The 26,994-nt window shown below is 69.6% G+C and carries 22 protein-coding genes; 14 read left to right on the top strand and 8 right to left on the bottom strand.

Translation table 11 applies throughout. The features are described 5' to 3' along the window. Positions 1-161 precede the first annotated feature (161 nt). Together PIQ37_RS14960 and glmS are read right to left on the bottom strand one after the other, a co-directional pair. A complete protein-coding gene (locus tag PIQ37_RS14960; protein WP_342074041.1) occupies positions 162-635 on the bottom strand; it encodes a hypothetical protein in 474 nt (157 codons plus the stop codon). 104 nt (positions 636-739) lie between these two features. Further along, positions 740-2,572: a glutamine--fructose-6-phosphate transaminase (isomerizing) gene (gene glmS, locus PIQ37_RS14955; protein ID WP_342074047.1), complete on the bottom strand. Its 1,833-nt coding sequence runs from the start codon at positions 2,570-2,572 to the stop codon at positions 740-742. 241 nt (positions 2,573-2,813) lie between these two features. Here glmS and PIQ37_RS14950 point away from each other — a divergent pair, with 241 nt between their 5' ends. The 13 genes from PIQ37_RS14950 (at position 2,814) to PIQ37_RS14885 (ending at position 19,447) form a co-directional block, all read left to right on the top strand. Further along, positions 2,814-4,082 (top strand): efflux RND transporter periplasmic adaptor subunit, encoded by a 1,269-nt coding sequence (locus tag PIQ37_RS14950; protein ID WP_342074040.1) that lies wholly within the window; start codon positions 2,814-2,816, stop codon positions 4,080-4,082. A 128-nt stretch (positions 4,083-4,210) separates the two neighbouring features. Beyond that, positions 4,211-4,927, top strand: coding sequence for an ABC transporter ATP-binding protein (locus PIQ37_RS14945; RefSeq protein WP_017913622.1), 717 nt, complete (start codon positions 4,211-4,213; stop codon positions 4,925-4,927). A 28-nt stretch (positions 4,928-4,955) separates the two neighbouring features. Continuing rightward, entirely contained in the window at positions 4,956-6,278 is a 1,323-nt protein-coding gene (locus PIQ37_RS14940; RefSeq protein ID WP_342074039.1) for an ABC transporter permease, read from the top strand. 15 nt (positions 6,279-6,293) lie between these two features. After that, positions 6,294-7,508 (top strand): ABC transporter permease, encoded by a 1,215-nt coding sequence (locus PIQ37_RS14935; RefSeq protein ID WP_342074038.1) that lies wholly within the window; start codon positions 6,294-6,296, stop codon positions 7,506-7,508. A gap of 12 nt (positions 7,509-7,520) precedes the next feature. Then, entirely contained in the window at positions 7,521-8,831 is a 1,311-nt protein-coding gene (locus tag PIQ37_RS14930) for an ABC transporter permease (protein ID WP_342074037.1), read from the top strand. Then, positions 8,828-10,069, top strand: coding sequence for an ABC transporter permease (locus PIQ37_RS14925; protein ID WP_342074036.1), 1,242 nt, complete (start codon positions 8,828-8,830; stop codon positions 10,067-10,069). Before PIQ37_RS14930 ends, PIQ37_RS14925 begins: the two co-directional genes overlap by 4 nt. 13 nt (positions 10,070-10,082) lie before the next feature. Further along, positions 10,083-11,378 carry an ABC transporter permease gene (locus PIQ37_RS14920; protein ID WP_342074035.1) on the top strand — a complete coding sequence of 432 codons (1,296 nt, stop codon included), beginning with the start codon at positions 10,083-10,085 and terminating at the stop codon, positions 11,376-11,378. Between the two features lie 46 nt (positions 11,379-11,424). Beyond that, a complete protein-coding gene (locus PIQ37_RS14915; RefSeq protein WP_043093380.1) occupies positions 11,425-12,651 on the top strand; it encodes an ABC transporter permease in 1,227 nt (408 codons plus the stop codon). A gap of 170 nt (positions 12,652-12,821) precedes the next feature. Further along, a complete protein-coding gene (locus tag PIQ37_RS14910; RefSeq protein ID WP_342074046.1) occupies positions 12,822-14,051 on the top strand; it encodes an ABC transporter permease in 1,230 nt (409 codons plus the stop codon). A 44-nt stretch (positions 14,052-14,095) separates the two neighbouring features. Further along, positions 14,096-15,397 carry an ABC transporter permease gene (locus PIQ37_RS14905; RefSeq protein WP_342074034.1) on the top strand — a complete coding sequence of 434 codons (1,302 nt, stop codon included), beginning with the start codon at positions 14,096-14,098 and terminating at the stop codon, positions 15,395-15,397. Between the two features lie 37 nt (positions 15,398-15,434). Then, positions 15,435-16,655, top strand: a complete 1,221-nt coding sequence (locus PIQ37_RS14900) for an ABC transporter permease (protein WP_342074033.1) — start codon at positions 15,435-15,437, stop codon at positions 16,653-16,655. Between the two features lie 102 nt (positions 16,656-16,757). Beyond that, a complete protein-coding gene (locus tag PIQ37_RS14895) occupies positions 16,758-18,095 on the top strand; it encodes a sigma-54-dependent transcriptional regulator (protein WP_407136592.1) in 1,338 nt (445 codons plus the stop codon). Continuing rightward, complete coding sequence (locus PIQ37_RS14885; RefSeq protein WP_017916671.1) at positions 18,092-19,447, top strand: sensor histidine kinase; 1,356 nt, start codon at positions 18,092-18,094, stop codon at positions 19,445-19,447. The genes PIQ37_RS14895 and PIQ37_RS14885 overlap by 4 nt, the downstream gene beginning before the upstream one ends. 388 nt (positions 19,448-19,835) lie before the next feature. Here the strand turns inward: PIQ37_RS14885 and PIQ37_RS14880 are convergent, their stop codons facing one another. Together PIQ37_RS14880 and glmU are read right to left on the bottom strand one after the other, a co-directional pair. Then, the gene (locus PIQ37_RS14880; RefSeq protein ID WP_342074032.1) at positions 19,836-20,357 is read right to left on the bottom strand and encodes a GNAT family N-acetyltransferase; all 522 of its coding nucleotides are present in this window, start codon (positions 20,355-20,357) and stop codon (positions 19,836-19,838) included. Positions 20,358-20,360: 3 nt separating this feature from the next. Then, positions 20,361-21,728, bottom strand: coding sequence for a bifunctional UDP-N-acetylglucosamine diphosphorylase/glucosamine-1-phosphate N-acetyltransferase GlmU (gene glmU, locus PIQ37_RS14875; protein WP_342074031.1), 1,368 nt, complete (start codon positions 21,726-21,728; stop codon positions 20,361-20,363). 140 nt (positions 21,729-21,868) lie between these two features. On the opposite strand from glmU, the gene PIQ37_RS14870 reads away from it, so the two are divergent. Next, a complete protein-coding gene (locus PIQ37_RS14870; RefSeq protein ID WP_026144629.1) occupies positions 21,869-22,252 on the top strand; it encodes a GtrA family protein in 384 nt (127 codons plus the stop codon). Between the two features lie 629 nt (positions 22,253-22,881). On the opposite strand, the gene PIQ37_RS14865 is transcribed toward PIQ37_RS14870, so the two are convergent. The 4 genes from PIQ37_RS14865 to atpG all read right to left on the bottom strand — a co-directional run bounded on the left by PIQ37_RS14865 (position 22,882) and on the right by atpG (position 26,825). Further along, entirely contained in the window at positions 22,882-23,427 is a 546-nt protein-coding gene (locus tag PIQ37_RS14865; protein ID WP_342074045.1) for a chorismate mutase, read from the bottom strand. A gap of 416 nt (positions 23,428-23,843) precedes the next feature. Further along, the gene (locus tag PIQ37_RS14860; protein ID WP_019796279.1) at positions 23,844-24,266 is read right to left on the bottom strand and encodes a F0F1 ATP synthase subunit epsilon; all 423 of its coding nucleotides are present in this window, start codon (positions 24,264-24,266) and stop codon (positions 23,844-23,846) included. Between the two features lie 144 nt (positions 24,267-24,410). Next, positions 24,411-25,817: a F0F1 ATP synthase subunit beta gene (gene atpD / locus PIQ37_RS14855; protein ID WP_017910295.1), complete on the bottom strand. Its 1,407-nt coding sequence runs from the start codon at positions 25,815-25,817 to the stop codon at positions 24,411-24,413. A gap of 144 nt (positions 25,818-25,961) precedes the next feature. Continuing rightward, positions 25,962-26,825 (bottom strand): F0F1 ATP synthase subunit gamma, encoded by an 864-nt coding sequence (atpG, locus tag PIQ37_RS14850; protein ID WP_342074030.1) that lies wholly within the window; start codon positions 26,823-26,825, stop codon positions 25,962-25,964. Positions 26,826-26,994 lie beyond the last annotated feature (169 nt).

Here is a 26,994-nt window from a genome sequence, read left to right as displayed (position 1 = left end):
CCCCCCCCCCCCCCGCCCCCCCCCCCCCCCCCCCCGCCGGGGGCGGCCCCCCCCCCCCCCGCCCCCCCCCCCCCCCCGCTCCTACAAGATGCGGAACCGGGGCCGCGGCACAGCGCATCAGGCATGAACGGCGTAGGGCATCCGACGCACCTCACCACCGCTCACGCGTGCAGCGCCGCCTGCAACGCCGCCACCTCGTGCCGCGGCGGACGCAGCGCCCCCAGTGTGCGGACCAGCTCACGGTAGCTGCGCGCGAGTTGCCCGAACAGGCTGGCGTCGCTGTCGCGTGTCTCGGCGACTTCGGCATAGGCGCCGCGGCCGAGATCGATGAAGTAGTCCACGCTGACCCGACGTCGCGCCGCCACGCCGGGGAACAGCCCGGCGATCAGCAGGCAACCGTCACCGACCTCGCGCAACGCGTCGGCGCGCGCACGCCCCACCTGCTCCTGCGCATGCAGCCAGGCCAGCGCCTGGATGCGCGCCAGCATCTGCGCATCGCGCTGGTAGCGCAGCAGCACGAACACCAGATAGTGCTCGCGCGATTCGTCCAGCGGCCGGCCCAGGCGCTGCCCGGCCTCGTGCACCAGCGCCTGCCACAGCTCGGCCGGCGCCCCCTGTCTGAAAGACTCGTACATGCGTCCTCCTGCGTGGTGGGAACCCTCGCAGGAAGCTTATGCATAACCCGGGCCAGTGCGCTGGCAGCCGGCCATGGCGTCTGCCAAGCCAGCGGTGCGGCGCCTTACTCCACCGTCACCGACTTGGCCAGGTTGCGCGGCTTGTCCACGTCGGTGCCGCGCGCCAGCGCGGTGTGGTAGGCCAGCAACTGCACCGGCACGGTGTGCAGCACCGGGCTGAGCACGCCGGCGTGGCGTGGCGTGCGGATCACGTGCACGCCCTCGGATTCGCTGAAGTTGCTGTCCTGGTCGGCGAACACGAACAGCTCGCCGCCGCGCGCGCGCACTTCCTGCATGTTCGACTTCACCTTCTCCAGCAGCGTGTCGTTGGGCGCGATCACCACCACCGGCATGTTGGCGTCGACCAGCGCCAGCGGGCCGTGCTTGAGCTCGCCGGCCGGATAGCCCTCGGCGTGGATGTAGGTGATCTCCTTGAGCTTGAGCGCGCCTTCCAGGGCGATCGGGTAATGCAGGCCGCGGCCGAGGAACAGCGCGTTGTGCTTGTCGGCGAAGCGCTCGGCCCACACCGCGATCTGCGGTTCCAGGTTGAGCACGTGCTGCACGCTGCCGGGCAGGTAGCGCAGCTGCTCCAGGTACTCGGCCTCCTGTTCGGCGCTCAGCCGCCCGCGGCGCTTGGCCAGCACGCAGGTGAGCTGGAACAGCGCCGCCAGCTGGGTGGTGAAGGCCTTGGTCGAGGCCACCCCGACCTCGGCGCCGGCGCGGGTGTACAGCACCATCGCGCTGGCGCGCGGGATCGCGCTCTCGGGCACGTTGCAGATCGACAGGGTCTTGGGATGGCCCAGCGCCTTGGCGTACTTGAGCGCCTCCATCGTGTCCAGGGTTTCGCCGGACTGGGAGATGGTCACGATCAGCTGCCGCGGATTGGCGCAGGCATCGCGGTAGCGGTACTCGCTGGCGATCTCCACGCTGCACGGCAGCCCGGCGATGCCCTCGATCCAGTAGCGCGCGGTCAGGCCGGCGTAGTAGCTGGTGCCGCAGGCCAGGATCTGCACGCCGTCCACGTCGGCCAGCAGCGCCTCGGCCTTCCCGCCGAACAGCGTGGTGTCGAACCCGCCGGCGTCGAACAGCGCCTCCAGCGTGTCGGCCAGCGCGCGCGGCTGCTCGTGGATCTCCTTCTGCATGAAGTGGCGGTACGGGCCCAGTTCCAGCGAGGCCAGCGACACGTCGGACACGTGCGGCTCGCGCTGCACCGGCTGGTCCTGCGCGTCGTACACCTGCACGCCGTCGCGGCGCAGCTCGGCGGTGTCGCCCTCTTCCAGGAAGATCACCCGGCGCGTGGCCTGGATCACCGCCGAGACGTCGGAGGCGATGAAGTTCTCGCCCTCGCCCAGGCCGATCAGCAGCGGGCACCCCATGCGCGCGCACACCAGCAGGTCCGGGCGCGACTTGCTCACCGCGGCCACGGCATAGGCGCCGGTCAGTTTCTTCACCGCCGCCTGCAGCGCGCCGAGCAGGTCGCGGCCCTGGGCGATGTAGTGGTGGATCAGGTGGGCGATGACCTCGGTGTCGGTCTGCGACTCGAACACGTAGCCCAGCGCGGTCAGGCGCTCGCGCTGCTGCTCGTGGTTCTCGATGATGCCGTTGTGGACCAGGGCCAGGTCGCCGTGGCTGACGTGCGGGTGCGCATTGGCCTCGGTGACGCCGCCGTGGGTCGCCCAGCGGGTGTGGCCGATGCCCAGCGACGCGTGCAGACCCTCGGCCAGCGCGGCGCTCTCGGTCTCGGACACGCGGCCGGTGCGGCGCACGCGGCGTACCTGTCCGTCGGCGATGGCGGCGATGCCGGCCGAGTCGTAGCCCCGGTATTCCAGGCGCTTGAGCCCCTCGATCAGGACCGGAACCACATCGCGATCCGCGATCGCACCGACGATACCGCACATAGCCACGCCCTTCGCCGAAAAGTCCGCCATTCTAGCGAAGTCCGCTGAATGTCTCGCCGCTGTCCGCTGCCGGACACAGGGCGTGTCACCCATTCCCGAGCATGCCGCGCCCCAGTGTCCGCGAACGTGTCCGCGGACACCCGGACACCTGTCCGCGCCGTCCGCGCCCATGCAATTCAATGGCTTGCAGTTGGCACGCATCGTGCTGTGAAGTCTCCATCCTCACCGCTGCGACCGTCCGATGATCCGTGACACCTCCGCCCAGGACCAGGTTCTCGCCCGCCCCCGCTCCGCCACCTGGCGCCGCTGGCTGTGGCCCGGGCTGATCGCCGCGCTGGTGCTGCTGGGCATCGCCTTCGCCGCACGCGGCTGGATCGCCGGCAGCCGCTCGTTCGACGCACAGCGGGTGCGCATCGCCACGGTGACCCGCGGCGATCTGGTCCGCGACATCTCCGCCGACGGCCGCCTGATCGCCGCCAACAGCCCCACCCTGTACGCGATCTCCGGCGGCACCGTGACCCTGAAGGTGGTCGCCGGCGACGTGGTCAAGCAGGGCCAGGAACTGGCCGAGATCGACAGCCCGGAGCTGCGCAGCAAGCTCGCTCAGGAAGAAGCCACCCTGGCCGGCCTGCAGGCCGAGGCCGGTCGTGCCGACCTGGACGCGACCCTGGCCCGCGCCAACGCCAGCAAGCTGATCGACCAGGCACAGATCGAGCGGCAGGCCGCCAGCCGCGACCTGGAGCGCTACCAGCGCGGCTATGAAGGCGGCGCGGTGCCGGCGGTGGAGCTGGCCAAGGCCCAGGACACCCTGAAGAAGGCCGACATCGCGATGAGCCATGCGCAGAAGGATTCGGGCCTGCAGGCGCAGGGCGCCTCGCTGGACGCGCGCAACAAGCGCCTGCTCGCCGAGCGCCAGCGCGCGGTGGTGGCCGAGGTGCAGCGCCAGGTCGACCTGCTGACCCTGCGCTCGCCGTTCGACGGCCAGGTCGGCCAGGTGCAGGTCTCGCAGCACACCAACGTCGCCGCCAACGCGCCGGTGCTGAGCGTGGTCGACCTGTCCAAGTTCGAACTGGAGATCAAGGTGCCGGAAAGCTTCGCCCGCGACCTGGCGATCGGCATGCCGGCGCAGTTGACCAGCGGCGCCGGCGAACCCTTCGCCGGCGCGATCTCGGCGGTGTCGCCGGAAGTGGTCAACGGCGAGGTCAACGCGCGCATCCGCTTCACCGACAAGCAGCCGCCGGGCCTGCGCCAGAGCCAGCGCATGAGCGCGCGGGTGCTGCTGGATACCCGCAAGAACGTGCTCAAGCTCGAGCGCGGCCCGTTCGTCGAACAGTCCGGCGGCCGCTACGCCTACGTCATGGACGGCGACTCGGCGGTGCGCCGCCCGGTCGAACTGGGCGTCACCAGCCTGGGCGAAGTCGAAGTGCGCTCGGGCCTGCAGCCGGGCGACCGGGTCGTGGTCTCCGGCAGCGACCTGTTCGGCGATGCGCCGCAGGTGACGGTGCATTAGGAGCCGGGATTGGGGATTCGGGAATGGGGATTCGTCAGTCCCTCTCGTTTTCCTCTCCTGGCCGCTGCTTTCGAATCTCGACATCCCCAATCCCCAATCCCCGCTCCACCACCACAGGAACTCACGCCATGCTCGAAATGCGCTCCGTCTCCAAGGTCTTCCGCACCGAACAGGTCGAGACGCATGCGTTGCGCTCGCTGGACCTGCATGTCCGCGAGGGCGAGTTCGTCGCCGTCACCGGGCCGTCGGGTTCGGGCAAGACCACCTTCCTCAACATCGCCGGGTTGCTGGAGACCTTCACCAGCGGCCAGTACCTGCTCGACGGCCAGGACGTCAGCAACCTCAACGACGATGCGCGCTCGCGCATGCGCAACCAGAAGATCGGCTTCATCTTCCAGGGCTTCAACCTGATCCCCGACCTCAACCTGTTCGACAACGTCGACGTGCCGCTGCGCTACCGCGGCATGGGCGCGGCCGAGCGCAAGCAGCGCATCGAGGAGGCGCTGAGCCGGGTCGGGCTGGGCTCGCGCATGAAGCACTATCCGTCCGAACTGTCCGGCGGCCAGCAGCAGCGCGCCGCGATCGCCCGCGCCCTGGCCGGCAGCCCGCGCCTGCTGCTGGCCGACGAACCGACCGGCAACCTCGACTCGCAGATGGCGCGTGGGGTGATGGAACTGCTGGAGGAGATCAACGCGCAGGGCTCGACCATCGTCATGGTCACCCACGACCCGGAGCTGGCTGCGCGCGCGCAGCGCAACGTGCACATCGTCGACGGCCAGGCCACCGACCTGCAGCGCGAACCGGTGCTGGTGCACGGCGGCCACGGCACCGCGGCCACGCCCTGACCGGCACGGCGACGGCGCGGAGACCGACATGCTCGGCTATTACTTCCAGCAAGCGTGGCGCAGCCTGCGCCGCAGCCCGGTGCTCACCGCGCTGATGGTGCTGTCCATCGCCGTGGGCATCGGCGCGGCGATGACCACGCTGACGGTGATGCGGCTGCTGTCCGGCGATCCCTTGCCCGGGCGCAGCCAGCAGATCTTCTTCGCGCAAATCGATCCGCGCCCCAGCAACGGCGCCAACCAGAAGCCGTACGACAAGCTCGACTACCCCTCGGCCATGGACCTGTGGACGCGCGGGCGCGCCGATCGCCAGGCCATGGTCGCCGAGAGCGAGATCAAGGTGCACGCGGCAGACGGCGCGACCCCGCCGTTCATGACCCAGTTGCTGATGACCCAGGCCGATTTCTTCCCGATGTTCCAGGTGCCGTTCGCCTACGGCAGCGGCTGGCGCGCGCGCGACGACCAGGACCGGGCGCGGGTGGCGGTGATCTCGTCCGACCTCAACGCCAAGCTGTTCCAAGGCCGCAACAGCGTCGGCCGCAGCCTGCTGGTTCGCGGCACGGCGGTGCGCATCGTCGGCGTGCTGGCACCTTGGCGGCCGTCGCCGCTGTTCTACACGTTGGCCGGCGGCAGCTTCGCCCATGGCGATACCGCCAGCTTCTACGGACGGCCGCAGGACGTGTTCATGCCGCTGTCCAGCAGCCTGGAGGTCAACGACGGCCACATCCAGCCGTGGACCTGCTTCAGCAAGCCCGAGACCAACCTGGACCTGCGCAGCGCGCCGTGCGTGTGGCTGCAGTTGTGGGTGCAGCTGGACACGCCGGCGAAGGTCGCCGACTACCGCCGGCTGCTGGCCGACTACGCCGCGCAGCAGCACGCCGCCGGGCGCATCGGCCGCGCCGACACCGCGCGCCTGCTGTCCCTGCCGCAATGGCTGGACCATAACCGCGTGGTGCCGGGCGACGTGCGCCTGCAGAGTTGGCTGGCGCTGGCGTTTCTGGGCCTGTGCCTGTTCAACAGCGTCGGCCTGCTGCTGGCCAAGTTCCTGCGCCGCGGCGGCGAGATCGGCGTGCGACGCGCGCTGGGGGCGTCGCGCCGCGCGATCTTCGCTCAGTGCCTGACCGAGGCCAGCGTGATCGGCCTGCTCGGCGGCGCCGGCGGCTGGCTGCTGACCCTGCTGGGCCTGTGGAGCGTGCGCCAGCAGCCCACCGCCTACGCCGACCTGGCGCATCTGGATCCGACGACGTTCGCCGGCACCTTCGCACTGGCGATCGCCTGCAGCCTCGCCGCCGGCCTGTTCCCTGCCCTGCGCGCCAGCCGTATCGCGCCGGCCATGCAACTCAAGAGTCTGTAACCGGGGCGCACGACGATGCACATCACTCCCATCCTGAGCGCGCTGTCGCGCCATCGCATTGCCGCGGCGCTGATCGCGCTGGAAGTGGCGCTGGCCTGCGCCGTGCTGTGCAACGCCTTCTTCCTGATCGGCAATCGTCTGGAGCTGGTGCACCTGCGCAGCGGCATCGACGAGACCGCGCTGGGCCTGGTGTCGCTGTCCGGCTGCGACGGCTGCAACGCCGCCGACGTCAACGCCCGCGCGCTGGATGCGGTGCGCCGCACGCCCGGCGTGCGCGCGGCCGGCGCCATCAACACGGTCCCGTTCGCGCCGCCGGTGTTCAACAACGGGCTGTGCCTGGACCAGGACTGCACCCAGGTCGGCGGCGTGCCGCACTTCTACATGGTCAGCCCGGGCGCCGTCGCGGCACTGGCGTTGCAGCCGGACAGCGGCCGCACCTTCGGCGAGGCCGACTACCAGCCGCTCGACAACGGCATCCCGACCGCTGCCGGCGTGTGGATCACGCGGGCGCTGGCCGCGCATCTGTGGCCGGGCCAGGATCCGCTGGGCAAGGAATTCTGGTCCGGCGGCCACTTCCGCGTGATCGGCACGCTGGAGCACCTGGCACGCCCCGATCCGGGTCGCAGCGAGGATGGCGTGATCGGCAGCGACTGGTCGGTGGTGATCCCGGTGCGCGAGGCCGCGCAGTCCGGCACCTACGTGCTGCGCGCCGATCCGCGCGAGGTGCCACGGGTGTTGGCGCAGGCGCGCGCCGCAGTGGCACGGGCGGTGCCCGAGGCGGTGCTGGACAACGCCAACAGCAAGCCGCTGGACGACCTGCGCCAAACGTATTTCCAGAGCGACCGGGCGATGACCGGGTTGCTGGTCGCGATCATCGTCGCGATGCTGCTGGTGACCGCGCTGGGCATCGTCGGCCTGGCCAGTTTCTGGGTGCAGCAGCGCACCAAGCAGATCGGCATCCGCCGCGCGCTCGGCGCCACCCGCCGCGACATCCTGCGTTATTTCCAGACCGAGAATCTGCTGCTGGTCGGCGCCGGCGTGGCCCTGGGCATGTTGCTGGCCTACGGCGGCAACGTGCTGCTGATGCGGGTCTTCGAACTGGAACGGTTGCCGGCCAGCTACCTGCCGGTCGGCGCGCTGCTGCTGTGCGCGCTGGGCCAGCTCGCCGTGCTCGGCCCGGCGCTGCGCGCCGCCGCCGTCGCCCCCGCCATCGCCACCCGCAGCGCCTGATCCGGAGCCCGCATGTTCGCTTACTACCTTCGCCTGGCGCTGCGCAGCTTCGGCCGCAACCGCATCCTGACCGGGTTGATGGTGCTGGCCGTGGCGCTCGGCATCGGCGCGTCGATGACCATGCTGACGGTGCTGCACACGCTCTCCGGCGACCCGCTGCCCGGGCACAGCGCCACGCTGTTCCATCCGCAGCTGGATCCGCGTCCGCGCAACCTGCCCAGCGCCGACCCCGAGCCGCCGGACGAGCTGACCTGGCAGGACGCCACCGCGCTGTATCGGGCGCAGGCGGCGCCGGCGCAGACCATGACCAGCGCGAACTGGCTGCCGGTGCGCCAGACCGTGCCCAACAGTCCCTTGCGCATGCTCACCACCCGCGCCGCCACCGCCGACCTGTTCGGCATGTTCGGCATGCGCTTCCTCTACGGCAGCGGCTGGAGCCATCGCGACGATACCCAGCGCGCGCCGGTGGTGGTGCTGAGCCGCAAGCTCAACGACGCGTTGTTCGGCGGCGCCGACAGCGTCGGCAAGACCCTGACCATCGCCACCCGCCCGTTCCGGGTGATCGGGGTGATCGACGCCTGGGATGCGCAGCCGCGCTTCTACGACCTCAACTCTGGCGCGTACACGCCGCCGGAAGCGCTGTACATGCCGTTCGAGACCTGGCTGGACCTGCCGCAGGACTATGGCTACGGGCCGATGCAGTGCTGGGGCAAGGATGGCGAGGCCGGCCTGCACGATCCCAAGGCCGCGCAGTGCACCTGGGTGCAGTACTGGGCGCGGCTGGACACGCCGGAGCAGGTGCGGCGCTATCGCGCGGCGCTGGACGCCTACAGCGCGCAGCAGCGCCAGCTCGGCCGCTTCGAGCGCGCCCCCAACACCCGCCTGCGCGGCCTGGTCGACTGGCTGGACTACAAGCGGGTGGTGCCGGCCACGGTGCGCATGCAGACCTGGATCGCCTTCGGCGTGCTGCTGGTGTGCCTGCTCAATGCAGTGGGCCTGCTGGTCGCCAAGTTCATGCGCAAGGCCGGCGAGATCGGCGTGCGCCGCGCGCTCGGCGCCAGCCGCCGCGCGGTGTTCGCGCAGTGCCTGGCCGAATCGGCGCTGATCGGCTGCCTGGGCGGCCTGCTCGGCATCCCGCTGACCTGGATCGGCCTGTGGCTGGTGCGCCAGCAACCGGTGGCCTACGCGCAGCAGGCGCATGCCGATCCCGCGATCCTCGGCATCGCCCTGGCCGTGGCCACGCTCTCGGCGCTGGCCGCCGGCCTGTGGCCGGCCTGGCGCGCCTCGCGCATCGCCCCCGCCCCGCAGGTGAAATCGCTATGACCCCGCTGCCTCCCGTGCGTCCCATCCTGTCCGCATTGGGCAGCCATCGCGCCGCGGTGGTGCTGATGGCGCTGCAGATCGCCCTGACCCTGGCGGTGCTGTGCAACCTGGTGTTCATCATCGCCCGCACCTACCAGCGCGTGCAGACCCCGACCGGGGTGATGGAACAGGACATCGGCCTGATCCAGAGCATCAGCGTGGTCGGCGAGCCGGGCAGCGTCAGCAGCGTCGGCCGCAGCCTGGACATCCTGCAGGCGGTGCCCGGCGTGGAAGCGGCGGCGTTCGGCACGCCGCCGCTGTGGGGCCCGACGCAGGCGCAATTGTTCCTGCAGCCGCAGGCCACGCAAGCGGTCGCCCGTGCGCGCCTGTTCCTCGGCAGCCAGGGCCTGAACCGCACGCTGGGCATCCGCATCGTCGCCGGTCGCGACCTGCGCGATGCGGAGCTGACCGGCGCCTCGGACCTGTTCGGTGCGCCGCCGGAGATCGAGCGGCGCCTGCCGGCCCTGATCACGCCCTCGCTGGCCGCCAAACTGTTCCCCGGCGCGTCGCCGCTGGGGCGCACCCTCTACACCAGCACCTTCAACCAGCAGGTGCGCCTGGACATCGTCGGGGTGATGGCGCCGGTGCGCGGCGACATCACCGGCCACGACGACGATGCCGATGCGCTGCTCACCGAGATCCGCATCGGCAGCGAAGGCTGGGGCGGCGGCTACCTGATCCGCAGCACGCCCGGGCAACTGGCGCAGGTGCTGCCGCGCGCGGCGGCGGCGATGCAGCGCGCCAACCCCACCTACGTGCAGCAGCGCGTGGCCACCATGCAGGAACTGCGGACCGAGTACTTCAAGAGCGACAGCGCGGTGGCGCGGATGCTGCTGGCCATCATCCTGATCCTGCTTACCGTCACCGCGCTGGGCATCGGTGGGCTGGCCAGCTTCTGGGTGCAGCAGCGCACCCGGCAGATCGGCATCCGCCGCGCGCTCGGCGCCACCCGCGGCGACATCCTGCGCTACTTCCAGCTGGAAAACCTGCTGATCGTCGGCGGCGGCGCGCTGCTCGGCGCCGTGCTCGCCTACGTCATGAACCAGTGGTTGATGCAGCGCTTCGAACTGGAGCGGCTGTCCTCGCCCACCGTCCTGACCGGCATCGTCGCGGTGTGGCTGCTCGGCCAGTGCGCCGTGCTCGGCCCCGCCCTGCGCGCCGCCGCCGTCCCGCCCGCCACCGCCACCCGCAGCGCCTGACCCCGGAGTTCCCATGTTCGGCTACTACGTCCGCCTCGCCTTGCGCAGCTTCCGCCGCAACAAGGTCCTCACCGCACTGATGGTGCTGGCCATCGCCCTGGGGATCGGCGCCAGCATGACCACGCTGACCGTGTTCTACGTGCTCTCCGGCGACCCGATCCCGCAGAAGAGCGACCGCCTGTTCTACGTGCAGGTGGATGCGCAGCCCAAGTCCGGCTACCAGCCGGGCGAGGAACCGGATTCGCAGAACACCCGGTTCGATGCCGAGGCGCTGCTGCGCGAGAAGCGCGCCAAGCGTCAGGCGCTGATGACCGGCGGCAGCGTGGCGATCGAACCGACCAAGAGCGGCCTGAAACCGTTCAAGTCGGAAGTGCGCTTCACCTCCGCGGACTTCTTCCCGATGTTCGACACGCCGTTCCTGTACGGCCACGGCTGGACCGGCACCGAAGACGAGCGCCACGACCGCGTGGTGGTCATCAGCCGGAAGCTCAACGAGAAGCTGTTCGACGGCGCCGACAGCGTCGGCCGCGAACTGCGCATGGACCAGAACACCTTCCGCATCGTCGGCGTGCTCGACGCCTGGGAGGCCAAGCCGCGCTTCTACGACCTCACCAACACCTATGGCTCGGACGAACAGGCCTACCTGCCGTTCTCGGTGGCGATGGACCTGAAGATGGACCGCAACGGCAGCATGAACTGCTTCGGCGACAGCAACGGCGACCAGACCGCGCTCAATGCGCCCTGCACCTGGGTGCAGTACTGGGTGGAACTGGAAAGCCCGGCGCAGGCCGCCGACTACAAGGCCTACCTGGAGAACTATTCGGCCCAGCAGCGCGCCGCCGGCCGCTTCCAGCGCCCCAACAACGTGCGCCTGCGCAACGTCATGCAGTGGCTGGACCACAACGAAGTGGTGCCCGGCGACGTGCGCCTGCAGCTGTGGCTGGCGATGGGCTTCCTGCTGGTGTGCCTGCTCAACACCGTCGGCCTGCTGCTGGCCAAGTTCCTGCGCCGCAGCGGCGAGATCGGCGTGCGACGCGCGCTGGGCGCCTCGCGCGGGGCGATCTTCGCGCAATGCCTGGTGGAGGCCGGCGCCATCGGCCTGGCCGGCGGCGTGGCCGGCCTGGGACTGGCCACGCTCGGGCTGTGGGCGGTCCGCCAGCAGCCGGCCAGCTACGCCAAGCTGGCACACCTGGATCCGAGCATGCTGGCGCTGACCTTCGCCATGGCGGTGGGCGCCAGCCTGCTCGCCGGCTTGCTGCCGTCGTGGCGCGCCATCCAGGTGGCCCCCGCCCTGCAACTCAAGTCCTGATCCTGCGCGCCCTGCGCCTTCCACGCATTCTCACAAGGTCATCGCCATGGATATCCGCCCCATCCTGTCCACCCTGCGCCGGCACAAGACCGCCGCCGCGCTGATCGTGCTGGAGATCGCCCTGGCCTGCGCGATCGTGTGCAACGCGCTGTTCCTGATCGGCAACCGCATCGAGACCCTGCACCGGCCCAGCGGCATCGCCGAGTCGGAACTGGTGACGATCTCGCTGGGCGGCATCGGCCAGCAGGTCAACGCCGCTGCGCGCACCCGCGAGGACCTGGCCGCGTTGCGCGCCGTGCCCGGGGTGCGCAGCGCCACGCTGCTCAACCAGGTGCCGTTCGTGCGCTACTCCTGGAATACCAGCCTGTCGCTGACCCCGGACCAGGAGCGACCCACCCTGAACGCGGCGCAGTACATGGCCGAGGAAGGCACGCTGAAGACCCTGGGCCTGAAGCTGGTGGCCGGACGCGATTTCGCGCCCGACGAGTACATGGATCTGGAAGCGGCGCAGACCGACAAGCGGATCCAGGAGAAAGGCACCGCCATCATCCTCAACCGCGCCACCGCGGAAAAGATGTTCCCGGGGCAGAACGCGCTGGGCAAGACCGTGTACACCGGGCCGGTGGGCGCCCGCGTGGTCGGCATCGTCGAGACCCTGGCGCGGCCCACCGCCACCAGCGGCCTGGCCGAGATCGACTACGCGATGCTGCTGCCGTTTCGCCTGAGCTACACCGACGGCCTGTACGTGCTGCGCGTCACCGACCCGGCGCGGCGCCAGGAAGTGCTGAACGCGGCGACCGCGGCCTTGATGAAGGTCGACAGCAGCCGGCTGGTGCTCAAGCAGCAGACCTACAGCGAGATCCGCGACGCCTACTTCCAGGGCGACCGCGCGATGGTGTGGCTGCTCGGTGCGGTGTGCGTGGCGTTGCTGGTGGTCACCGCGCTGGGCATCGTCGGCCTGGCCAGCTTCTGGGTGCAGCAGCGCACCAAGCAGATCGGTATCCGCCGCGCGCTCGGCGCCACCCGCGGGCAGATCCTGCGCTACTTCCAGACCGAGAACTTCCTGCTGGCCAGCACCGGCATCGTGCTCGGCATGCTGCTGGCCTACGCCATCAACCAGTGGCTGATGGGCAAGTACGAATTGCCGCGGCTGCCGCTGTCCTACCTGCCGATCGGTGCGGTGGCGCTGTGGCTGCTCGGCCAGCTGGCGGTGTTCGCGCCGGCGCGCCGCGCCGCCGACGTGCCACCGGCCGTCGCCACCCGCAGCACCTGATCCATCCCCTTGGCCGGCTCCGGCCGGCCTTTTTTCATCGAGCGCGCCATGCCCCGCAACCATCGCCCACTGCCGTCATCCGGTCTTCTGCGCCACGCGCCTGCGTGGCCGCAGCCGTGCCCGATCGGCCAGGCGGCGCCGGTGCGGCGCGGCCGTTGAGCGTCGCCGCCATGGCACTGGGCCCGATGCTCTCGACGCTGTCCCGGCACCGCACCGCGGCGACGCTGATCGTGTTGGAGATCGCGCTGGCCTGCGCGATCGTGTGCAACGCGCTGTTCCTGATCGGCAACCGCATCGCGACCCTGCGCAGCGCCAGCGGCGTCGCCGAAGCGGAACTGGTGACGATCGCCCTCGGCGGCATCGGCCGGCAGGTCGACGCGGCGGCACGCACCCGCGAAGACCTGGCCGCGTTGCGCGCGCTGCCCGGCGTGCGCAACGCCACCGTCGTCAACCAGATGCCGTTCGGGGACGCCGCCTGGAACGTCGGCCTGAATCTGACCCCCGACCAGGAATGGCCCACGCTCAATGCCGCGCAGTACAAGGCCGAGGAGGCCACGCTGCGCACGCTGGGCCTGCGCCTGATCGCCGGGCGCGATTTCCGCGCCGACGAGTACCTGGACCTGGACGCCCTGCGCAACGACGAGCGCCTGCGCAATGCCGGCGGCGCGGTCATCCTCAACCGGGCGGCGGCGGAAAAGATGTTCCCCGGACAGAACGCGCTGGGCAGGACCGTCTACCGCGGCACCGTGCCGGCGCAGGTGGTCGGCATCGTCGACGCCCTTGCCCGCCCCAACCCGGACCTGGTCGGCCCGGCGCAGGCGCCCTACGCATTGCTGATTCCGCTGCGCATGCCCTACACCGACGGGCTGTACGTGCTGCGCGTGCGCGACCCGGCGCAACGCCAGGCCGTGCTCGCCGCGGCGACCGCGGCGCTGATGCAGGTGGACAGCAGCCGGCTGGTGCTCGAGCAGCAGACCTACAGCGAGATCCGCGACGCCTACTTCCAGGGCGACCGCACCATGGTGTGGCTGCTCGGCGCGGTGTGCGTGGCGTTGCTGGTGGTCACCGCGCTGGGCATCGTCGGCCTGGCCAGCTTCTGGGTGCAGCAACGCACCCGGCAGATCGGCATCCGCCGCGCCCTCGGCGCGACCCGCAGCCAGATCCTGCGCGACGTCCAGGCCGAGAATTTCCTGCTGACCAGCGCCGGCATCGCGCTGGGCATGCTGCTGGCGTACGCGATCAACCAGTGGCTGATGGGCCGGTACGAACTGCCGCGGTTGCCGCTGTCCTACCTGCCGCTCGGCGCGGCGACGCTGTGGCTGCTCGGCCAGTGCGCGGTGCTCGCGCCGGCGCGGCGCGCGGCGGCGGTGCCGCCGGCCGTGGCCACCCGCAGCCTCTGACTCGTTCCATCGCCCGCCACCGCCCCCTTCTCCAGGACGCCACGATGTTCGGCTACTACTGCAAACTGGCGCTGCACAGCTTCCGCCGCAACCGGCTGCTCACCGCCCTGATGGTGCTGGCGATCGCAGTCGGCATCGGCGCGTCGATGACCACGCTCACCGTGTTCCACGTGCTGGCGGCCGATCCCATTCCCGGCAAGAGCGCGCAGCTGTTCAACGTGGAACTCAATCTTCAGCCGGACGACCACTACGATCCGAACGACACCGACCCGCAGCAACTGACCCGCCATGATGCCGAGACGCTGCTGCGCGACCGGCGCGGCGACCGCCAGGCGATGATGTCGGCCGGCAGCGTGACGGTGGTGCCGGCGCAACCGCAACTGACCCCGTTCGGCGCCGAAGCGCGCTACACCAGTGCCGACTTCTTCCCGATGTTCGCGGTGCCGATGCGCTACGGCCACGCCTGGACCGCGGACGACGATGCCCGGCGCGCACGTGTCGCGGTGATCTCGCGGCGGCTCAGTACCCAGCTGTTCGGCGACGTGGACAGTGTCGGCCGCCAGCTGCAGCTCGGCGATGCCGTGCTGCGGGTGGTCGGGGTGATCGACGTCTGGGACATGAACCCGCGCTTCTACGATCTCACCAACAACGAGTATGGCGACAGCGAGGACGTGTTCGTGCCGTTCTCCACCGCACGCGACCTGGACCTGGACGTCAGCGGCTCGATGTCATGCTGGGGCGACCATGCCGGCAACAGGACCAGCGCGAACGCCCCCTGCGCCTGGATCCAGTACTGGGTGGAACTGGACAGCCCCGGCAAGCGCGCCGCCTACCTGGACGCGCTGCAGGCCTATGCGCAGCAGCAACGCGACGCCGGCCGCTTCCGCCATCCACCGGATATCCGCCTCAGCGACGTGATGACCTGGCTGGACCGCAACCACGCCGTCCCCTCCGACGTGCGCCTGCAGGTGTGGCTGGCGCTGGCGTTCCTGGGCATCTGCCTGCTCAACACCGCCGGGCTGATGCTGGCCAAGTTCCTGCGCCACAGCGGCGAGATCGGCGTGCGCCGCGCGCTGGGCGCCTCGCGCCGCGCGATCTTCGCCCAGCACCTGGTCGAAGTGGCGGCGATCGGCGCGGTCGGCGGCAGCGCCGGTCTGTTGCTGGCATGGATCGGCACCTGGCTGGTGCGGCAGCAGCCGTCCACCTACGCCGCGCTGGCGCACATGGATGGCCGCATGCTGCTGCTCGCGCTGGCGTTGAGCCTCGGCAGCGCCCTGCTCGCCGGCCTGCTGCCGGCCTGGCAGGCGATGCGCGTGCCCACCGCCCTGCAGCTCAAGTCGCAATGACGCGCCACGCGCGCCCTCTTCGCCAGGAACTCCCGCCGTGTCCCTCCATCCCATTCTCTCCAGTCTGCGCAAGCACCGCGTCGCGGCCAGCCTGATCGTGCTGGAAATCGCCTTCAGCTGCGCCGTGGTCTGCAATGCGCTGTTCCTGATCGATCAGCGGCTCGAGCGCATGCAGCGGCCCAGCGGCGTTGCCGAGCAGGAGCTGGTGCAGTTGCGCAGCCGCAGCGTGGTCAGCGACGGCAATGGCGCAGCGCAGACCCGGGCCGACCTGGACGCGCTGCGACGCATCCCGGGTGTGCGCGACGCCAGCATCATCAACCAGGCGCTGTTCGGCGATTCGCTCGGCTACAGCGGCGTGTCGCTCAGTCCGGATCAGGAACGCAGCACCCTGCACGCGGTGCAGTACTTCGGTGACGCACGGCTGCTCGACACCCTGGGCTTGCACCTGGTCGCAGGACGCCGCTTCGCGGACGACGAATTCATCGACGACGCGCAACTACGCGATCCGGTGGCCAAGCGCATCCCGCCCTCGGTCATCCTCAGCCAATCGCTGGCGCAACGCCTGTTCCCCGGCCAGAACGCGGTGGGCCGCACCATCTACGTCTACGGCGAACACCGCATCGTCGGCGTGGTGCAACGCCTGGTGCAGCCCCGCGAAGGCGGGACCACCGGCCACTACGAAGACACGATGCTGTTCCCGGTGAACGTTCCCTACGATCACGGCACCTATCTGCTGCGCGTACGCGACCCGGCACAGCGCGAGGCGGTGTTGCGGCAAGCCAAGGCGACGCTGGCGCAACACGGTCCACGGCGCATGGTGAAAGGCGCCCGGACCTTGCAGCAGGCACGCGCGGCTTATTACCGCGACGACCAGGCGATGGCCTGGCTGCTGGTCGGCGTGAGCGTGGCGCTGCTGCTGGTCACCGCCCTGGGCATCGTCGGCCTGACCAGTTTCTGGGTGCAGCAGCGCACCAAGCAGATCGGCATCCGCCGCGCGCTCGGTGCCACCTGCACGCAGATCCTGCGGCATTTCCAGCTGGAGAATTTCCTGCTCGCCAGCACCGGCATCGTGCTCGGCATGCTGCTGGCCTACGCCGCCAACCTGTACCTGATGAGCGCCTACGAACTGCCGCGGCTGCCGCTGTGGTACCTGCCGGTCGGCGCGGTGGTGCTGTGGCTGCTCGGCCAGCTCGCGGTGCTGCCGCCCGCACGTCGCGCCGCGGCGGTGCCGCCGGCGGTGGCCACCCGCAGTGTCTGAGCCGCCGATGCACGCAGGCACGACAAGCCGCGCGCGGGCTGCGATGATGCCGCCTGGTCCGTTTTTCTCCGCCGGCGTGTCCCGCCGCGCCCAAGGTGCACGATGCCCTGCCTGCTGATCATCGACGACAACCCTGCGGTCGCCACCGCGCTGGAAGTGCTGTTCTCCCTGCACGACATCGACACCGTCCATGCCGAGAGCCCGCAGGCCGGCCTGCAGCGCCTGAGCGAGGGCGACATCGACCTGGTCCTGCAGGACATGAACTTCACCGCCGACACCACCTCCGGCGAGGAAGGCGTGGCCCTGTTCGAGGCGATCCGCACGCGCCATCCGGATCTGCCGGTGATCCTGCTGACCGCCTGGACCCAGCTCAGCAGCGCGGTGGAACTGGTCAAGGCAGGCGCCGCCGACTACCTGGCCAAGCCCTGGGACGACCGCAAGCTGCTGACCACGGTCAACAACCTGCTGGAACTGTCCGAGACCCGCCGCGAACTGGAGCGCCGCCGCGACGGCGAGCGCCGCCATCGCCAGCAACTGGCGCAGCGCTACGACCTGTGCGGCGCAGTGTTCGCCGACCCCGCCAGCGAGCGCGCGATCGCCCTGGCCTGCCAGGTGGCGCGCTCGGAACTGCCGGTGCTGATCACCGGCCCCAACGGCAGCGGCAAGGAGAAGATCGCGCAGATCATCCAGGCCAACTCCTCGGTGCGGCGTGGCCCGTTCGTGGCGCTCAATTGCGGCGCGATCCCGGCCGAACTGATCGAGGCCGAGCTGTTCGGCGCCGAGGCCGGCGCTTACACCGGCGCCAACAAGGTGCGCGAGGGCAAGTTCGAGGCCGCCGACGGCGGCACCCTGTTCCTGGACGAGATCGGCAACCTGTCGCTGGCCGGGCAGATGAAGCTGCTGCGGGTGCTGGAGACGGGCCGTTTCGAGCGACTCGGCTCCAACCGCGAGCGGCAGGTCAAGGTGCGGGTGATCAGCGCCACCAATGCCGACCTGACCGCGATGATCCGCGACGGCAGCTTCCGCGAGGACCTGTACTACCGGCTCAACGCGGTGGAACTGTCGCTGCCGGCGCTGGCCGAGCGCCCCGGCGACATCGTGCCGCTGGCCGAACACTTCCTCTCCGGCGACAAGCCGCTGTCGGCCGGCGCCTGTCAGGCGCTGCAGCGCCACGCCTGGCCCGGCAACGTGCGCGAACTGCGCAACGTGGTGCAGCGCGCCGAACTGCTGGCCGGCGGTGCGCAGATCGAGGCCGCCGACCTCAACCTGCCCAAGCCCGCAGCGCCGCGCACGGCCGCCGCCGCCGAACCCGACCGCGAACGCATCGTGGCCGAACTGGGCCGCGCCCATGGCGTCATCGCCCAGGCCGCCGCCGAACTGGGCATGAGCCGGCAGGCGCTGTACCGGCGCATGGACCGCTACGGCATCCCGCGCGAATGAAACTGCGCCGCTCCTTCACCGTCATGCTGTTCCTGCGCCTGCTGCCGGTGCTGGCGCTGGCCGCCGCCCTGCCGTGGCTGCTGGCCTACTGGATGGACCGCGGCTGGGAAGTGGTCACGGCCTCGGCGCTGGCCCTGCTGCTGTTGATGTGGTGGACGCTGCGCCGCGCCACCGCGCCGATGCGCTCGCTGTTCCGCGCCCTGGCCGGCACCGTCAGCAGCTACCGCGACGGCGAATACAACTTCGGCGTGCACTGGCGCGGCGACGACGAACTCGGCGAGATGGTCGCCGCGCACGCGCAACTGGGCGAGATCCTGCGCGAGCAGCGCCAGGGCCTGGCGCAGCGCGAGCTGATGCTCGACACCATGGTGCAGAACACCCCGGTGGCGATGCTGCTCACCTCCAAGGGCGGCGACGGCCTGCGCCGCGTGGTGTTCTCCAACCTGGCCGCGCGCAAGCTGCTGCACAGCGGCTGGAAGCTGGAAGGACAGCGCCTGGACGACCTGCTGCTGGGCGTGCCGGCGCCGCTGCGCGAGGCGATCTCGCGCGGTGGCGACAGTCTGTTCGCCATCGAAGGCAGCGACGAGGATCCGGAGGAGGAGCAGATCTACCACCTGTCGCAGCGCCGCTTCCATCTCAACGGCCGCCCGCACGAACTGCTGCTGATCCGCCTGCTCACCGCCGAACTGCGCCGCCAGGAAGTGCACACTTGGAAGAAGGTGATCCGGGTCATCAGCCACGAACTCAACAACTCGCTGGCGCCGATCGCCTCGCTGGCGCACTCCGGCGCCGAGCTGGTGCGGCGGCAGAAGGTGGAGCGGCTGGAAGAGGTGTTCGGCACCATCGAGGAACGCGCGCGGCACCTGGAGGGCTTCATCCGCGGCTACGCGCGCTTCGCCAAGCTGCCGCAGCCGCAACTGCAGACGGTGCACTGGGCGCAGTTCCTGGCCGGGCTGCAGCAGCAGATTCCGTTCGCGCTGGACCTGGAGTCGCCGGATCTGCACAGCCGGGTCGATCCGGCGCAACTGCAGCAGGCGCTGCTCAACCTGGTCAAGAACGCACACGAATCCCTGCCTGAGGGGCAGACGCCGGCCGACGGCGTGCGCGTGCGCGTGTCCACCCGCCCGGACTGGCTGCGCCTGGAAGTACTGGACCGCGGCAGCGGCATGAACGAGGCCGTGCTGCACAACGCGTTGATGCCGTTCTACTCGACCAAGCGCAACGGCACCGGCCTGGGCCTGGCCCTGACCCGCGAGATCGTCGAAGCCCACGGCGGCCGCCTGTCGCTGCACAACCGCGACGAAGGCGGACTGTGCGTGACGGTGCAGTTGCCGCAGGGGGAGCGGGGTTGAGTCTTTTCGGGATTCGGGATTCGGGATTCGGGATTGGGGATTGGGGATTGGAGAGCCGGGACCCGGGACCCGGGACCCGGGACCCGGGACCCGAAGAGCGTAATCGCGGGTAGGGCGAGCCGTGAGGCTGCAGGTGATGCTTCAGGTCGCAGCGAAGGCCGTCAGCGTGGGTCTGGGCGCGCACCACGCGTCGACGCTGCGCCCCGGTCGATGACCAGGTGCGCGATCACCCTGCGATGACAAGCATGCATTCCTCGACCGTTGGTTCGACGCCGGTCTTGTAGATGAAGCGACCAAGGCCGGCGCGAGGGACGCGTTGGACGTGCACGACGTCCGCTCGGCCCCGTGCAACGGTACGCCCGCGACCGAGGGCGCCGACTGCCGCGCGTCAGCGCGATGGCAACGGACAATGCATCGCCACCCGCAGGTGCATCGGGAAACCGAGTGCGGCTTCCTGTTGCCAGGTGGCGCGCAGCTGCGGCCCCCACTGCGTAGGCGGCAGCTCGACGAAGCCCTCGCTGGCATAGAACGGCGCATTCCAGGGCACGTCGCGCAAGGTGGTCAACAGCATGCACGGGAAGCCGGCGGCGACTGCGGCCGCGCGCGCATGCCGCAGCAACGCCCGACCATGGCCGCGGCGTCCGTAGCGCGGATCCACGTCCATCTGCTGCACGTGGAAGCCGTCGTCCAGGCACCCGCCCAGCAGATAGCCTGCGCAGTCGTCATCGTCGTCCAGCACTACCCACAACTGCTTGCGCGCCAGTCCGGCACGCAGGGCGTCCGTCTCCAACGGGTGCGCCGCGAACGCGGCCTGCGCCGGATGCCCCTGCAGCAGGGCGCCGGCGCGGCGCTCGATCTCCGGCAATCGCGCCAACTCCTGCTCGCGCGCCAGACGGATGCTTCCGGCCATGCCTCAGTCGCGCTTGCCCGGGCGTTTCCAGCCTTCGACGGTTTCCTGGCGTACGCGTGCCACGCTCAGCTTGCCGGCCGGCGCGCTGCGGGTGATCACCGAGCCGGCGCCGATGGTGGCGCCGTCGCCGATCTCCAGCGGCGCCACCAGCGCGCTGTTGGAGCCGACGAACACGCCATCGCCGATCACCGTCTGCGACTTGTTGACGCCGTCGTAGTTGCAGGTGATCACCCCGGCACCGACGTTGACGCCGCTGCCGATGGTCGCGTCGCCGAGGTAGGTCAGGTGATTGGCCTTGCTGCCGACGCCCAGCACCGCCTTCTTGGTCTCGACGAAGTTGCCGATGTGCACGCCGTCGGCCAGCACCGTGCCGGGGCGCAGCCGCGCGAACGGGCCGATCTGCACCGCACCCTCGGCGACCACGCCTTCCAGGTCGCAATGCGCACGCACCTCGGTACCCGGCCCCAGCACCACGTCCTTCAGCCGCACGAACGGGCCGATGCTGACGCCGTCGCCCAGTTCCACCTCGCCTTCCAGGATCACGTTGGCGTCGATGCACACGTCGTGGCCGGCGCGCACGCGGCCGCGCTGGTCCAGGCGATTCGGATCGATCAGTTGCACGCCCTGCTCGCACAGCGCACGCGCGGCGCGCAACTGCCAGGCACGTTCCAGTTGCGCCAGCTGCCACGGATCGTTGGCGCCCTCGGCCTCGATCGGATCGGCCACCAGCACCATTTCCGCCGGGGTGAATTCGGCGGCGGCGGCGGCGAACACATCGGTGAGGTAGTACTCGCGCTGCGCGTTGTCGTTGCGCAACTGCGCCAGCCAACGCTTCAGCGCGGTGGACTCGGCGGTGACGATGCCGGTGTTGATGGTGCGGATGCGCCGCTGCTCGTCGTCGGCGTCCTTCTGCTCGACGATCGCCGCGACCTTGCCGGCGGCGTCGCGCACGATGCGGCCGTAGCCAGTGGGATCCTCCGGTTCGGCGACCAGCACCGCGACCCGGCCGGGGGCGTGCAGCAGGCGGGTCAGGGTTTCGGCGCGGATCAGCGGCACGTCGCCGTACAGCACCAGCACCGTGGCCGCGTCGGGCACGGCCGCCATCGCCTGCTGCACCGCGTGGCCGGTCCCCAACTGTTGCGCCTGCTCGGCCCACAGCAGGTCCGGCTGGTCGGCGAAGGCCGCCAGCACCGCCTCGCCGCCGTGGCCATGGACGATGTGGATCGCATCCGGCTGCAGTTGGCGCGCGGTCTCGATCACATGCGCCAGCATCGGCCGGCCGGCGATCGGCTGCAGCACCTTGGGCTTGACCGACTTCATCCGCTTGCCCGCGCCGGCGGCGAGGATCACGACGTGCAGGGGCAGGCTCATGGGGCGGTTCCGTTGCGGGTGGACGACGAATTCTAGAGGCTGCCGGCCACGGCTGCCGTCACGATCGCGCCACACGCGGCAGGCTGCACATCGGCGCCGCAGGCGCTAGCATGCGCGATCGTCTTCTCCTGCGGATGTTCATGGGTCTCCTGCGCCAGGGCAGCCAGTTCCTGCTAATCGGCCTGCTGCAATTGCTGGTCGACTGGAGCGTATTCGTCGCCGCCACCGCGGCCGGCATGCCGACGGTCCCCGGCAACGTGCTGGGCCGCGTCTGCGGCGCCCTGCTCGGGTTCTGGCTCAACGGCCGCATCACCTTCGCCAGCGACGACGCCGCGCGCCTGGGCTGGCGCCGCTTCGGCCGCTTCATGGCCATGTGGCTGGTGCTCACTGCGCTCAGCACCTGGCTGGTGGCGCTGTGCGCCCACGCCCTGGGCCTGCGCCTGGCCTGGCTGGCCAAACCGCTGGTCGAAGGCATGCTGGCGGTGGTGTCGTTTTTCCTGGGACGGCAGTTGGTCTACCGCTAGCGCTGGCGACACGGCAGGCAGGCGGCACCGCTGCGCGCGATCGGCGCCGGCTGTCGGAGCTGAAGCCCTTCCTAAAAAAAGACCTAGCGGATGCCGGGAACATCCCTGTGGGAGCGACTTCAGTCGCGACGAGCGAAGCCCGGGCAACGGGATGCTCCCCCTCTCGCGAGCGAGAGGAGCCGGCTTCGACATCTGCGGGGCTGGACGCCTCTCTCACAGAAGACCAATCAGATACAGCAAGCGTTCCCAGATGAGCGACTCCAGGTCGCCTCTAATTCCCTGCTTCCGCCAAGAACCACGTTGCATCGTAGGAGCGGCTTCAGCCGCGACCGGGCGTTATCGGTAGAGCTTGTCGCGGCTGAAGCCGCTCCTGCGAGTGCGCCTGCTACTTCCATGAGGGGCACCCGCCGCGAAGAGCGAAGTCCGGACAGCGATCGGCCTCAACGGCTGTCGGGACTGAAGCCCCTCCCACAAAGACTTAGCGGATGCCGGGAACATCCCTGTGGGAGCGACTTCAGTCGCGACGAGCGCAGCCTAGACAAGCCAGCGCGGATCGGGCCTGCAGAGCGCCAGAACGGTTCCAGCGCCGCGTCGGGCGCAACCAGCACACCGCTGCGGCTACCGCCAACTCAGTGGCAGAAATCGCCCAGGCTGCGCACCAGCGCGGTGCGGTGCAGTTGGTCGAGCTGCCAGCGCAGCGCATAGGCCTCGGCCGCGCGCGCGGTCGTCACGGGGCAATCCGGGGCCTGGCGCACCGCGGCGCTGGCCCGCAGCGCATCCAGCATCTCGCCCTGCAGCTGGTCCAGGCGCGCGCGCAGTGCGGTCAGGTCCGGGCGCGGGCTGTTGGGCGCACGGCCGCGCAGGTGCCAGCGCGACAGCAGTTCGTACTGCACCAGCTTGTTGGATTCGATCTGCATGCCGAAGAAGCGCGCCGCATCGTCCGGATCCACGCCGTGGGCCGGCGCCTGATCGCGCACGCTCGCCAGCACCGCGGCCTCGCGCGTGGCATCCAGCACCGGCTTGCCGCTGTCCCACTTGCTCAGCGCCACCTGGTCGCCGATCGCATTGCGCTCGACGATGCGATCCAGCAGCGGCTCCAAGGGGGTGGCGCTGCGTGCGGGCAATGCGCATCCCATCAACAGGGCGCCGGCCAGCACGGCGGTCAGCGCATGCATGCAGGGACGAGGAACGGAAGCGGACAGGCTCATCTCGGTTCTCCGGTAACCGTCTGCGGGTGGGGGATGGACCGCAGATCGGGCGGCCATCTTGCCGCAGTCCACCGACCGCACGATGACCGCATCCGCGTCTTGTCGCATGACAGCGCGGCCGAGTCAGCGACCAGCAAGCCAGCGCCGTGCGCTGCGTCGCAATCCACCTCGATCGCGGGCCGCGCCGCAGGAATGCGATCCTCGCGGCGGCCCAATGCGCCTGCGCGTCAGCAGCAGGGTGCGGCAAGCCGGGTGCGCGAGATGATCCCCTACATGCACGCGGAGGCAGCGTGCGAAGGAGCCCCATCTCCCAGACACGACAACGCCGGCAAACGCCGGCGTCGTCGTCGCGCATGCGGCCATGCGGCCGCGGGGCGGTGAACTCAGTGCTTGAGGTTCTTGCGCAGGCGCTCCAGCGCCTGCAGCTGCGCGGTGACCTCGGCCAGCTTGGCCTGCGCCTCGGCCACGTCCATGCCTTCGCCGCGGTTGGCGAGCAGGCGCTCGGCTTCTTCCTTGGCCTTGCGCACCGACGCCTCGTCGATGTCCTGCGCGCGGATCGCGGTGTCGGCCAGGATCGTCACCACCTGCGGCTGCACCTCGAGGATGCCGCCGGAAATGGCGAAATCCAGCTGCTCGCCGCTCGGGGTGGTCACCACCACCTTGCCGGGCTTGAGCCGGGTGATCAACGGCGCGTGCTTGGGCGCGATGCCCAGCTCGCCCAGCTCGCCGGTCGCGACCACCAGGGTGGCGTCGCCGTGGTAGATCTCATGCTCGGCGCTGACGATGTCGCAACGGATGGTGCTCATGGTTACCTCGCTGGCGCGAGGCGGGATTGGGGAGTCGGGATTGGGGATTGGCCCAAGCGGTCGCGCCGCTTCGTCCTCACACCCACTCCCTTGTCCTCGATGCCGCCTTGCGAATCCCTAATCCCGAATGCCGAATCCCGGCTCTTACGCCTTCTCGGCCATCTTCTTGGCCTTCTCGACCGCTTCCTCGATGCCGCCGACCATGTAGAAGGCCTGCTCCGGCAGGTGGTCGTACTCGCCGTCGACGATGGCCTTGAAGCCACGGATGGTGTCCTTCAGCGACACGTACTTGCCCGGCGAGCCGGTGAACACTTCGGCCACGTGGAACGGCTGGCTGAAGAAGCGCTCGATCTTGCGCGCGCGCGACACGGCCTGCTTGTCCTCTTCGGACAGTTCGTCCATGCCCAGGATCGCGATGATGTCCTTCAGTTCCTTGTACTTCTGCAAGGTGGACTGCACGCGGCGGGCGGTGTCGTAGTGCTCGTGGCCGATCACGTTCGGGTCCAGCTGGCGGCTGGTCGAATCGAGCGGGTCCACCGCCGGGTAGATACCCAGCGAGGCGATGTTACGCGACAGCACGACGGTGGCGTCGAGGTGGGCGAAGGTGGTCGCCGGCGACGGGTCGGTCAGGTCGTCCGCGGGCACGTACACGGCCTGGATCGAGGTGATCGAGCCGGACTTGGTCGAGGTGATGCGCTCCTGCAGCACGCCCATTTCCTCGGCCAGGGTCGGCTGGTAGCCCACCGCCGACGGCATGCGGCCCAGCAGCGCCGACACTTCGGTACCGGCCAGGGTGTAGCGGTAGATGTTGTCGACGAACAGCAGCACGTCCTTGCCCTTGCCCGAGGCGTCCTTCTCGTCGCGGAAGTACTCGGCCATGGTCAGGCCGGTCAGCGCGACGCGCAGGCGGTTGCCCGGCGGCTCGTTCATCTGGCCGTACACCATCGCCACCTTGTCCAGGACGTTGGAGTCCTTCATCTCGTGGTAGAAGTCGTTGCCCTCGCGGGTACGCTCGCCCACGCCGGCGAACACGGACAGACCCGAGTGCGCCTTGGCGATGTTGTTGATCAGTTCCATCATGTTGACGGTCTTGCCGACGCCGGCGCCGCCGAACAGGCCGACCTTGCCGCCCTTGGCGAACGGGCACATCAGGTCGATGACCTTGATGCCGGTCTCCAGCAGCTCGGTGGCCGAGGACTGGTCTTCGTAGGTCGGCGCCGCGCGGTGGATTTCCCAATGGTCGGTGGCCTGCACGTCGCCGGCCTCGTCGATCGGACGACCCAGCACGTCCATGATGCGGCCCAGCGTGCCGGCGCCGACCGGCACCGAGATCGCACGGCCGGTGTTGGTGGCGACCAGGTTGCGCTTGAGGCCGTCGGTGGAGCCGAGGGCGATCGTACGCACGACGCCGTCGCCCAACTGCTGCTGCACTTCCAGCGTGATGGCGGTGCCGTCGACCTTCAGTGCGTCGTACACCTTCGGCACATCGGCACGCGCGAATTCGACGTCGACGACCGCGCCGATGATCTGAACGATCTTGCCCTGACTCATTTTGCTGCTCCGGTTAGCTTTAGTTCTGTCCGGATGGCCTGCGCCATCCCATGGATTTCGTGAGTGGGGATTCGCGATTCGGGATTCGCAAAAGCGCGCTGCGCTGCTCTTGCCGACCCGACTCTCCAATCCCCAATCCCGGCACTACACGGCCGCTGCGCCGCCGACGATTTCGGAAATTTCCTGGGTGATCGCAGCCTGACGCGCCTTGTTGTAGACCAACTGCAAGGTGCTGATCAGCTTGCTGGCGTTGTCGCTGGCCGCCTTCATCGCGACCATGCGCGCCGCATGCTCGGACGCCACGTTCTCCAGCACCGCCTGGTACACCAGCGACTCGATGTAGCGCGTCATCACGTGCTCGAGCACGCTCGCGGCATCGGGTTCGTACAGGTAGTCCCAGTCGTGGTGCGCGACCTGGCTCTCGGCCGCCGGCAGCGGCAGCAGCTGGTCGAAGCTGGCCTTCTGCGTCATGGTGTTGACGAAGCGGTTGTAGACCAGATACACGCGGTCCAGCTTGCCTTCGGTGAACGCGTCCAGCATCACCTTGATCACGCCGATCAACTGCTCCAGCTGCGGCAGGTCGCCGAGGTGGCTGACGCTGCCGACCATGTCCACCTTGAGCCGGCGGAAGAACACCGAGGCCTTCTGGCCGATGGTGACCACGTCCACGCCCGCGCCCTGGTCCTGCCACTGGCGCACTTCGCCCAGCATCTTGCGGAACAGGTTGTTGTTCAGGCCGCCGGCCAGGCCGCGATCGGAGGAGATCACGATGTAGCCGACGCGCTTGACCGACTCGCGCTGCACCAGGAACGGATGCGTGTAGTCGGTGCTGGCCTGCGCCAGATGCCCGATCACCTGCTTCATCGCCTGCGCGTACGGACGCGAGGTCTTCATCCGATCCTGCGCCTTGCGGATCTTGGAAGCCGAGACCATCTCGAGCGCGCGCGTCACCTTGCGGGTGTTCTGCACGCTCTTGATCTTGGATTTGATTTCGCGTCCGCCTGCCATGCTCTCGCTCGCTCCGCTCGTGGGATTCGGGATTGGGGATTGGGGATTCGCTAACGCTCCCAAACCCACCTCACCTACAAACCCAAATACCTGACTCTTGAGATCCGTAACGGTGATCGGGGATCGGCAGATCCCCTGTACCACCGCTCTTACGAATCCCGAATGCCCA

The sequence above is a fragment of the Xanthomonas protegens genome (assembly GCF_038442435.1).
GTDB classification, from domain to species: Bacteria; Pseudomonadota; Gammaproteobacteria; order Xanthomonadales; family Xanthomonadaceae; genus Xanthomonas_A; species Xanthomonas_A sontii.
This window is presented reverse-complemented; position numbering and strand designations above follow the sequence as displayed.